This window comes from Collinsella aerofaciens (assembly GCF_015560135.1).
Classification (GTDB): Bacteria; Actinomycetota; Coriobacteriia; order Coriobacteriales; family Coriobacteriaceae; genus Collinsella; species Collinsella aerofaciens_AN.
Map to the genome: position 1 here is coordinate 1 of NZ_JADMRH010000034.1, position 10,026 is coordinate 10,026.

Below are 10,026 nucleotides of genomic sequence, written 5' to 3' on the forward strand. Positions count from 1 at the left end.
GGAGCTATTTCCGCGTTGCGCTAGCTGCGGAAACGCGGGGTCCGTTCAGGCTGTTGCGTTGAGATTGAAAATCAACCTCCCTCTTTTTTCAAAATGTCGCGCACCTCGTTCTTAGTAATCGGCTTTTCAAACAACGAAAGCAAAGCGAACGAAAAATCATTAACCGCACACATTCTATGGGTGGCACAACTCAGCAGTACTCTTAACCCCTCTTTTGAGCGTCCGACTTCTTTCACAAACGAACTTTTAACCAATTGAAAACCATTATCGTGCATTACATAATCGGCATCGATATTTGTATTCAGCAATCCATAATGCAACAGTTCTTCTATCGCCCTTGTCAGCTCGAGATCGCCCTGATCAAGGATAAGAGAAATGCTACAATCAGCCTCCAATAAACGGGCCAACTTAAGGTATACCAACTGGGAAACAGCATAGACATGATGGTATTCAGAATTATAGAAGTAGGCAAATGGCTCAACGAGCACGACAGAGGTCTTGGAATCCAGCCAGATTCGATCAGCTGGATTTAGACTAGTTAGCCGTCGCTTTACTTTGGTCAAATGTCCCTTATACCTGACAGCGTGAATAGAATCTAGGATCCAGGTCACCTCTGAAATATGAAGCCGCTGGGGCAAGTCAATTGTGTCGCTACCGTTTATGACCTCTTGCATATAAAAATCAATATGATGCTCATCAGATAAGGATTTTGCTTCATTTAAAGTTAAACCAGTGCCTGAAACATAATCCACTTCGAGGCGCAAATCCTCATATTGGGACTTCGGCATTACAGAGACACCATACTTATCGGGATGATTCCAAACATCCGACCCCATAACGAGACCAAAATTCGTAAATCCTCTCGTGGAATATGGAACACCACATACCTGTTTTGAATAATTCAAAACATTCTCTGTATAAGCTAAGGTGTTCAGAGCCTCTTCTTTAGTTTCGGTCGGAAAGCCAATCATAAAGAATAGATGAACAGGAATACCCGCATTGAGACAATCATGGATATTGCGATCAATCCAATCAACTCTCGTGTTCTTCTTCATTAGATCAAGAACTCTTTGGTTGTATGACTCGAGGCCAAACTGAATCTGCCTACATCCACTTTGGTATATCTTGTTGAAAACGTCTGTACTTAGGGTTGGAGAGAACCTCGTTTCTCCATGCCAGAAAAACGTTTTTCCCGATGCGTTTATTTCATCCGCGAGTTGCTCCATTCTTTTGCCTTCGAATGTTTCATCCACAAAAGAGAAAACTCTCGTGCCGTATTTTTCATTTAACCGACACATTATTTCAAATACTCTCGATATGGGCATCTTTCGGTAACAACCACCAGTAGCACCGGGAATGGTGCAGAAGGCGCAATGATTAAAACACTGCCTAGAGGAATAAACCGGCAATATTAACTCAGGCATGAAGTATTTAGAAAGGGCGAAGCCATCGAAATCGGGAACTGTATCGTTGATAAATGTTTGCTCAATCCGATGGTTTTTATATATCTTTCCACCTTTAGCATGGCAAAGGTTTGGAACACAGTCGAGATTGTCATCACCAGAGTCAAGAGCCTCAAGAAGACGTGCAAGCGGCTCTTCGCCGTCATACATCATTATCGAATCAATGTATTCAAAAAAGGGATGCCATTCTTTCATGCAGTCATCTGCTAAACGAGTAATGTAATTGCCGCCCAATGAGACGTGTTTAACAGATGGACATTCTTCTTTAATCAGTTTCGCTAACGTAACTGCGGAAATCAATTGGAAACAGCCGCTCACCGAAATCCCAATAAACTCGATTTTTTCCCTCTGAATACGCTTAAGAAAGGCAGTTTCATAGAAGGAAATAAACGGATTATGCAAGGTATCCGCAAGCGATTTCATTATTTCTGGTGTCGAATAATAATCATAGGGCAGATCTATGGAGTTGAACGTGTATTTAACTCCATATGAGACGTGATTTATGATATAGAGTGCATTTCTAAAAATGTTTTCAGCATATTATCTTTCTTTTAGATTAAAGTATCTCTTTGATCTGAAAATATCTTTTGCTTCGTCAACATTAAGTGCTGACTTTTGTATCAACTCGATTGTTAATTGAACATTCGAACTAAACGAATCCTTTGATTCCCGATACCTTTTACAGCACTCTTCGACATGTCTAAAAGATAGGAGGTCATCGTAAAATTCCACGTTTAAGTCAACAATGTCAACTTTGTATTGTTCAACCTCTTGAAGATATGACTTCAAAACAGGCAAGGCAAGATACGGCCCCACTGGACTCCATCCTGGGGGAAATACTAAAAGCGTTTTAGGCATATCAACGTCACATCTTTCGCAAATAATTCAATTGAAACACAACTACCATCATAATTGAAAATACACCAAGTCCTGTAACGAGAATTGAGAACATCGCGATGCTCGTGAACAGCGAAACAAGGAGTGTTGAAATAACAACAGCAACCGATTGCAAAGACTCCCTAATTGAAAACAGGCTTATCGATTCAGATCCGTCTCTCGCCAAATCCTGCAGCGATGTTATGAGAAGCACATCTTGAATGGCGTTTCCGGCACCGACGATAAAAAGGAAAATAAACGATATCCCAGACGCATAGCGATAGCCAAACGCCAGATACGCACCGAGCGCAAGATACGTCACAAAACAATATGATTTAACGCAATCGGAACCACTGATTAAACGACCATATATTGTATTTCCGAACAACAGTCCGATTGTAAGACTACTCTGAAGGAATCCGTATTGTATCGATGACGAGTCAAATTGCAATTGCGCTATAGCTGGCAAAAGAGAATTCAGAGAGCCGAATGCCACGCCACTAGAAATATCGATTAATAGGAAACCAATTGCCAAGTGCTTCGCGCTAAGATCACTAAATGCAGTCCTGTTTTTTTCATTTTTGCTTATCCCCTCTTTATCATTAACCTCGATAACCGACGGAACATCTCGCAGCAACCAGAACGACGCGGCAAAAGAAAGCGCGTCTAATGCAAGAACAGCCTCCGCCCCAAATTGAGCGACAACAAAACCGCCGGCAACTGGCCCCAGAACCATCATCAAATTCTGCAGAAACCCAAACGAATTATTAATTACGTCGCGATTGATACTATTCGTATTGGCTCTTAACAACGAGTAAAAGCAGGGCATTTCAACCGTTCGGCAAAGCGATACCGCGCACGTAATAGCAAACATACTCCATTTACTATCAACAAAAATATAGCAAACGAATAATCCCGCGCGAATTAAGTCTGCCAATCTCATGGCCTGCAGTGTCCCGATACCCATCTTCTGAGGCAGCTGCGCGAGCGCAACTGAAAACAGAGAGGGGGCAAATCTGCAGCAGACCATCAAAGCAGTTGCAGAAACATCGTGAGTTACCTCGTAAATCAGCATTGGCAAAGCAATATTCGCACACCAATTGCCTATTTCGCTTATCCCTCTAGCAATATATAGGACCCGAACCGGATGGCTAGCTCTCAATACCGTGAACATCACGATTAACCTCGTATTTCAGGCCTCGTTCATCCCTTAATAGGAATCCATAATCAACCAAGTACCGCCTCAACACGGCATAATCAGGATAGAGCTGTGACAGCACACGATTAACCTGAAGCTCCGTATAACTTGTATTTAATTCAAAGAAAGAGACGGCCCATAGCAGCATGATTCTTTTATAGCTTTCCTTTTTTGGAATTGAAACCAGCTCGCCATTCTTGAGAAATCGTTTTTTAAAGTCTATTAGCTCATCCATTCACATCCTCCATTTCATACGCATCTAATACTAAAAATGCATACGCTTTAGGTCATCTCATTCGGCTTCTATATTCGAACTAAACTCGAACTAATCTAAATGATTTGCTCAAACACTCTTCGAAAGCTCGTTTTTCACTCTGAGTAAAATGCCCTTCCCAGTCAGTCCACGAACAGGAAGGCAACTCACAACGAGCGGAGTCGAAGCCCTCTGCCGTCGGTCGTTCAAAATGCACGATAACCTTTTCGATATCCCCATCTGTTATCAGGTCAGAATGAACGACCTCGGTACCGTCTTCGAATGTCATATATGGGTACATCACGTAAACCACCTCGCAATCGTAAATCCAGTTTAGCATCAAGCTATTGCACCAAAGACAGCAAGCCCCCCTTGATGAGTTGATGGTATCTGTTAAATGTCACGTACGATTCACATCTGGTGGGTACCCTGATGGCTACACGAAACGAAGCAGATTTACACCGGGAGGACCCCGTATGACAACCAAGTACACCGACGCGCCGCGCACGCGCGTCATGACGCCGGCATCGCTCAACAACGGCGTGCACGAGAACCATTCCATCGGACAGACCATGGCCATCGCGCCCAAAAAGGGCCTGTTTGACGACATTTCCATTCCCCAGATCATCGCCGGCGCCGCAGCTGCCGCCACGAGCGTTGCACTTGCCTCCAAGATCGGTATCGCGGGTTCAGTAATTGGCGCCGCCGTGAGCTCGGTCATCACCGTTGTGTCCTCGCAGGTCTACCGCCACTTTATCTCTGCCAGCGCCAAAGCCCTCAAAGGTACGCACGCCGACGTCGACTACCCCGCCGGCGCCTATAAGCCCGTTGAGGTTGATGCCGAGGAGCACCTAGGTGGCGCCGCGACCACGCAGGAGATGCGCCAGGTTGCGGGACGCGCGACCACGGCGCGTGTCGCCCCCAACAGCCTGCGCGCCAAGGCGGCGGCAGAGCGCAGCCAGACGCAAAAGAAGGTCATCGTCTTCTCGATCGCCATCGCCATCGTCGCGGTCATCGCCTGCGCCGGCGCCATCCTTATCACTACGGCCGGTGAGGGCCTGGGCGAGCGTCCCGAGCCAATCCTTTCGTCGCACACGACCGAGCACGACGCGGATAACTCCGGTCAATCGCAAAGCCAGCAGGACGACCCGCAGGGCAACTCCGTATCCACCGACTCCTCATCGAACACCCCCGATCAATCGCAGGGCGTCGATTCCTCTACGGCTAACAGCGGCACGCAATCCGGCACGACCGACTCAAGCCAAACGACTGACGGCTCTCAGCCGAGCACGGGCGACCAGACGAGCGGCAATACATCGGGCACGGAATCTACCGACAACAGCAGCACCAACAGCTCGAGTGGAACCGCGTCCGGCACGACATCTGACAGCTCGAGCCAAGGCACGGCATCGGGCAACTAAGCACGTTTGCCTCTCATAGAGAACCGACCTGTATAACGGGCGCGAACCGGCAACGGTCGCGCCCGTTTGCTTTGGGTGCCGAGATAGCACGCCCCGTGCGATGGTAAGATGCTTTGGTGTGTAAAGAGGAGATTTGCCATGAGCAAGACAATAGTTAAGCCCACGCTCTCACTGGGCAACCACATCTATCTGTATCGCCTGCTGCGCGACGCGATTGGGTGCGGTAAGCAAACGTTTATGACGCAGGTCGAGGAGGCGCTCGCCGCCGGCGACATGGCCGCTTATGACCTGGGCTTCGAGTCCACGCGCGAGTTGCTCGAGGAACTCGACGACTGCATTAAGCTGACCGTCTTTAAGGGCGGCCGCCTGTATGCCACCGTCATCGCCAACGAGGCCTGGGATGCCGCCCTTGCCAAGGGCGAGGACAAGCCCAAGACAGCCAAGGGAGCCAAGCAGTCCTACAAAAAGAAAAAGCGCGGCGAGAAAGACCTCAAGGCTGTGCGTCCCAAGCACGTTAAGCGTCCCGAACCCGTAGTTGAAGCTGTGCCCGAGCCCGAGATCGAAGTCGCTATTGAGGTAACGGCAGAAGCCGAAACCGAAATCGCCGCCACGACCGATCACGAAGTCATATCCGAGCAGGAAGCCACCGCGGAGCTCAACGAGGCTCCCAAGTCGACAACCGAAGAAGCCGCCAACCAACCCGAGACGCCTGCGTTCCAAAACAGCGATGTCTTTGGCGACGAGGCTGAGGACGATCAGCCCGAAGAGCCCGCAGAACAGGACGCTACCGAGGCGGCATCGGAGCCCGAGACGCCGCAGCCCGCCATCTCGCTTACGGTCGTCTATGACCCCGAGAACGCCAACGCCGGCATCACCACCATGGCATCCACGCCCATCGAGGCAAAGTCAAGCGTCGAGAATGAGAACGCGACGCAGGTTGAGGTTGAAACCGCAGTTGCAGACGCGCCCGTCACCGTAAAGCCCGCAGATTCCGAGATCAAGCCGGAAGTAACGCCGGAGCCCGCACCCGTCATCGAATCCGTGCCCGTCTCTGCTTGCGACCAAATTCCCGCACCGGCACCGGCTTCGGTACCCACAGCGGCCCCAGCCCCCGCACCCGTAGCGCCGACCATCCCCAAGGACTTCCCCGTCGATTTCGCAACCGAGGTCTTCTGCCCCGGCCCGCTTCTACACCAGCTGTCGACCTATCTCCCCTACGGCGCCGACACGCTCGGCATCGTCGGCGAGTACTATTGGATCGCCCGCGAGCGCGGTACCATCGAGGCTGCGCGAAATCACGCAAGCTTCCCCCTACGCTACACGCAGGCCGGCGAGCGCCACGAAGTCATCGTGCGCATCCGCCGCAACACCACCGGCGGTCTCGGAGCCGCCTGGATCATCGATAAAGTCGAGCCTTCTACCAAGTAACAAAAAGGGACGATAACCCCAAGGTTATCGTCCCTTTCTCGTTAGGTCACCTGAGCTCGACTAATCGCGCGTCAGCTTGCGGTGAATACGATGCGGCTGGGCTGCGTCCTCGCCCAGGCGCTCGATACGGTTGGCCTGATAGGCCTCGAAGTTGCCCTCGAACCAATACCAGTTGCCCGGGTTCTCGTCGGTGCCCTCCCACGCCAGAATGTGCGTGGCGACGCGGTCCAAGAACATACGGTCGTGGCTAATGACCACCGAGCAGCCCGGGAACTCGAGTAGCGCCGCTTCGAGCGAGGACAGCGTCTCGACATCGAGGTCGTTCGTGGGCTCGTCGAGGAGCAGCAGATTGCCGCCCTGCTTGAGCGTGAGCGCCAGGTTCAGACGGTTGCGCTCGCCACCGGAGAGTACACCAGCGCGCTTCTGCTGGTCCTGGCCCTTAAAGCCAAAGCTCGCCACATAAGCACGGCTCGGAACCTCGGTCTCGCCGACCATCATGTGGTCCAGGCCGTCCGAGACGACCTCCCACAGGTTCTTATCGGGGTCGATGCCGGAACGGTTCTGATCGACATAGGAGATCTTGACGGTCTCGCCCACCTCGAGCTCGCCCGAAGTCAGCGGCTCCAGGCCCACGATAGTCTTGAACAGCGTGGTCTTGCCCACACCGTTGGGGCCGATGACGCCCACGATGCCGTTGCGCGGCAGGGTGAACGAAAGGTCGTCAATGAGCACGCGGCCATCGAACTCCTTGTGCAGATGATGGGCCTCGAGCACCTTGTTGCCCAGACGCGGGCCCACGGGGATGCGGATGTCGGTCCAGTCGAGCTTCTGGCTTGCGCGGGCCTCGGCCTCCATCTCCTCGTAGCGAGCCAGACGGGCCTTGTTCTTGGCCTGGCGAGCCTTGGGCGAGCTGCGCACCCACTCGAGCTCGGCCTCCATGCGCTTGGCGAGCTTGGCGTCGCGGTTGCCCTGCGCCTCGATACGCGCGGCCTTGGTCTCCAGATACGTGGAGTAATTGCCCTTGTAGGGATAGAGGTGACCACGGTCGACCTCGCAGATCCACTCGGCAACGTTATCCAAGAAGTAGCGATCGTGTGTGACGGCAAGCACCGCGCCCTGATAGTTGTGCAGGAAGTGCTCGAGCCACAGGATCGACTCAGCGTCCAGGTGGTTGGTGGGCTCATCGAGCAGCAGCAGGTCGGGAGCCTCGAGCAGCAGCTTGCACAGGGCCACGCGACGGCGCTCGCCGCCGGAAAGCACGTTGACCGGCATGTCGGAATCGGGCAGCTGCAGGGCGTCCATGGCCTGGCCGAGCTTGGAATCGATATCCCAGCCGTCGGCGGCGTCGATCTCGTCCTGGAGCTTGCCCATCTCGGCCATGAGGGCGTCCATGTCGCAATCCGGGTCGCACATCTCCTCGCCGATCTTGTTGAAGCGATCGACCTTGGCAATCATGTCGCCAAACGCCATGCGCACGTTCTCGATGACGGTCTTGTCATCGTCGAGCGGCGGCTCCTGCTGCAGGATGCCCACGGTGTAGCCGGGAGTGAGCCTGGCATCGCCGTTGGAGACCTCCTCGATGCCGGCCATAATCTTGAGCAGGGTCGACTTGCCCATACCGTTGGGGCCCACGACGCCGATCTTGGCACCGGGGTAGAAGCTCAGGGTCACGTCGTCAAGGATCACCTTGTCGCCATGGGCCTTGCGAGCCTGATACATCTGGTAGATAAACTCTGCCATTTGCCTGTTCTATCCTTTCTACCTGCTGTTTCCCTATTCTTGATTCGCTTTAGTGGAAACGAAATGAGGGAACCAGCTCTGAAACGTAACGAAAAAGGGGCATGGTTGCCCACACCCCCTAATACTACCTGGGAAAAGTCCCCCGGAACATACCATGAACTGCGTACGCTAGTTTTCCGCAACCTTAACGAGCGGCTCGCTGCGATTTGCGCCACAACAGATACGAGTAGACGTAAACGGCTCCAACCGAACCAAACGCCAGAGCCGCAATCACCGCGGCGACGACTTCACTCGAAAGCACGCTACCTGCCACGCCCATCACAATCAGGCCAATACCCAGCACCATAAAGCAGGCGCCGCCAAAACGCTGCGTACGGCGCCAGTTCTCGGGATCGGCAAGCGCCCAGGGTGTCTTGATACCGAGCGTATAGTTCTGCTTCACACGCGGCAAGTAGTTGCCTACGCCGATGAACAGCAAACCGACAACACCGGAAATCAGCACGTTGACCGAACCGACCGCCGGCACCACGCCCCAGACCGTAAGCTCTCCCAGCCAGCTTATGGCGCACATGAACAAGGTGAAGGCGATTACGAAGCCCTGGTAGAACTTGCCCGAGGTTCGATATGCCTCACCTTTGGGGTCGATGCGCGGCACCACGCAGAACATTACGAGAAGCGCCAGAGGCAGCGCGCCGAGCGCGGAGGCCATCCAGCTAGGACCCCAACCGTCGACGGCGCCGTTCGCGCCCCAGTGCGTGGGAATCTGCGCAGGCAAGCTCGGCATCACCATGAGGTGCGCTACGACATTGGCGGCGCACAGAGCGACCAGCGCAATCCACACGCGCGACGATACCCCCGTGGGGTGAATGCCCTTGTTTTCGTTATTCATCCTTATCACCTTCAGTGTTTGTAAAGCCCATAAACCAGCCAATTAAATCCTGCATGACGGTGGTGTTTAAGCTGTATACGATGTTTTGGCCATGGCGCTCGTCGGTCACCAACCCGGCATTTTTGAGCGTCGCCAAGTGATGGCTTAGCGACGGCTTACTGATATCGAAATGCTCGGCAAGCTCCCCCGCCGTGCAATTGCCCTCGCGCAGCAACTCCAAAATACGCCGTCGCGTTGGATCGGCAAGCGCCTTAAAACCCTCTCCCGGCATAAGACCTCCTCTCACCAGTTCGTTCGACGCGCACACTATACTCGATATTTAGATGTTTGTCTAATTATCTAATTCAGCAATAGCCATAGAACACTCGTTCGCTTTTAGTTACAATACCGTTAGAAGCAGATGGGCCAGCTCCCCTCTACCAGAGAAGGAGATGGACTATGAGTATTGACGATGTCCTGACGTTGTTATTGCTTGTAATCGCGGCTGTGGAGCTCGGCATCCACATTGGAGGTCGAATGAAATAGCCGCCCCCGCGTAATGCGAAGACGACCACTTCTCACGCCATAAACGTGTTTCGGAGTTGGCCAACCCGCGGCCACGGGTGCCATCTGCTTCAATCTTATGCGAATCCCCGCTTCATTTCAACATGCCCCAAGGCCTCAAATGGAGGCAGAATAATACCTTGATTATCGACTTCATCCGAACACCTCCCACATTCATCCGCACATGTACGGATGAATGTGGGAACCCGATACCC

Annotated in this window: 9 protein-coding genes; 2 read left to right on the forward strand and 7 right to left on the reverse strand. The window is 52.6% G+C overall.

The features are described from left to right. Positions 1–71: 71 nt before the first annotated feature. The 4 genes from I2H19_RS09480 to I2H19_RS09495 all read right to left on the reverse strand — a co-directional run bounded on the left by I2H19_RS09480 (position 72) and on the right by I2H19_RS09495 (position 3,772). Positions 72–1,886, reverse strand: coding sequence for a B12-binding domain-containing radical SAM protein (locus tag I2H19_RS09480; protein WP_195622510.1), 1,815 nt, complete (start codon positions 1,884–1,886; stop codon positions 72–74). Between the two features lie 117 nt (positions 1,887–2,003). Continuing rightward, the gene (locus I2H19_RS09485) at positions 2,004–2,321 is read right to left on the reverse strand and encodes a hypothetical protein (RefSeq protein ID WP_195622511.1); all 318 of its coding nucleotides are present in this window, start codon (positions 2,319–2,321) and stop codon (positions 2,004–2,006) included. Between the two features lie 7 nt (positions 2,322–2,328). Further along, positions 2,329–3,513, reverse strand: coding sequence for an MFS transporter (locus I2H19_RS09490; RefSeq protein ID WP_229055561.1), 1,185 nt, complete (start codon positions 3,511–3,513; stop codon positions 2,329–2,331). Then, positions 3,491–3,772, reverse strand: a complete 282-nt coding sequence (locus tag I2H19_RS09495) for a DUF2087 domain-containing protein (protein WP_055251466.1) — start codon at positions 3,770–3,772, stop codon at positions 3,491–3,493. The genes I2H19_RS09490 and I2H19_RS09495 overlap by 23 nt, the downstream gene beginning before the upstream one ends. A 494-nt stretch (positions 3,773–4,266) precedes the next feature. Here I2H19_RS09495 and I2H19_RS09500 point away from each other — a divergent pair, with 494 nt between their 5' ends. Together I2H19_RS09500 and I2H19_RS09505 are read left to right on the forward strand one after the other, a co-directional pair. Then, complete coding sequence (locus tag I2H19_RS09500) at positions 4,267–5,211, forward strand: hypothetical protein (protein ID WP_195622512.1); 945 nt, start codon at positions 4,267–4,269, stop codon at positions 5,209–5,211. Between the two features lie 138 nt (positions 5,212–5,349). After that, entirely contained in the window at positions 5,350–6,639 is a 1,290-nt protein-coding gene (locus I2H19_RS09505; protein ID WP_195622513.1) for a hypothetical protein, read from the forward strand. 60 nt (positions 6,640–6,699) lie between these two features. On the opposite strand, the gene ettA is transcribed toward I2H19_RS09505, so the two are convergent. The 3 genes from ettA to I2H19_RS09520 all read right to left on the reverse strand — a co-directional run bounded on the left by ettA (position 6,700) and on the right by I2H19_RS09520 (position 9,539). Beyond that, positions 6,700–8,379, reverse strand: a complete 1,680-nt coding sequence (gene ettA, locus I2H19_RS09510; protein WP_055251458.1) for an energy-dependent translational throttle protein EttA — start codon at positions 8,377–8,379, stop codon at positions 6,700–6,702. Between the two features lie 184 nt (positions 8,380–8,563). Next, positions 8,564–9,268: an SdpI family protein gene (locus I2H19_RS09515; RefSeq protein ID WP_195622514.1), complete on the reverse strand. Its 705-nt coding sequence runs from the start codon at positions 9,266–9,268 to the stop codon at positions 8,564–8,566. Continuing rightward, positions 9,261–9,539 (reverse strand): autorepressor SdpR family transcription factor, encoded by a 279-nt coding sequence (locus tag I2H19_RS09520; RefSeq protein ID WP_022094448.1) that lies wholly within the window; start codon positions 9,537–9,539, stop codon positions 9,261–9,263. Before I2H19_RS09520 ends, I2H19_RS09515 begins: the two co-directional genes overlap by 8 nt. Positions 9,540–10,026: the final 487 nt, after the last annotated feature.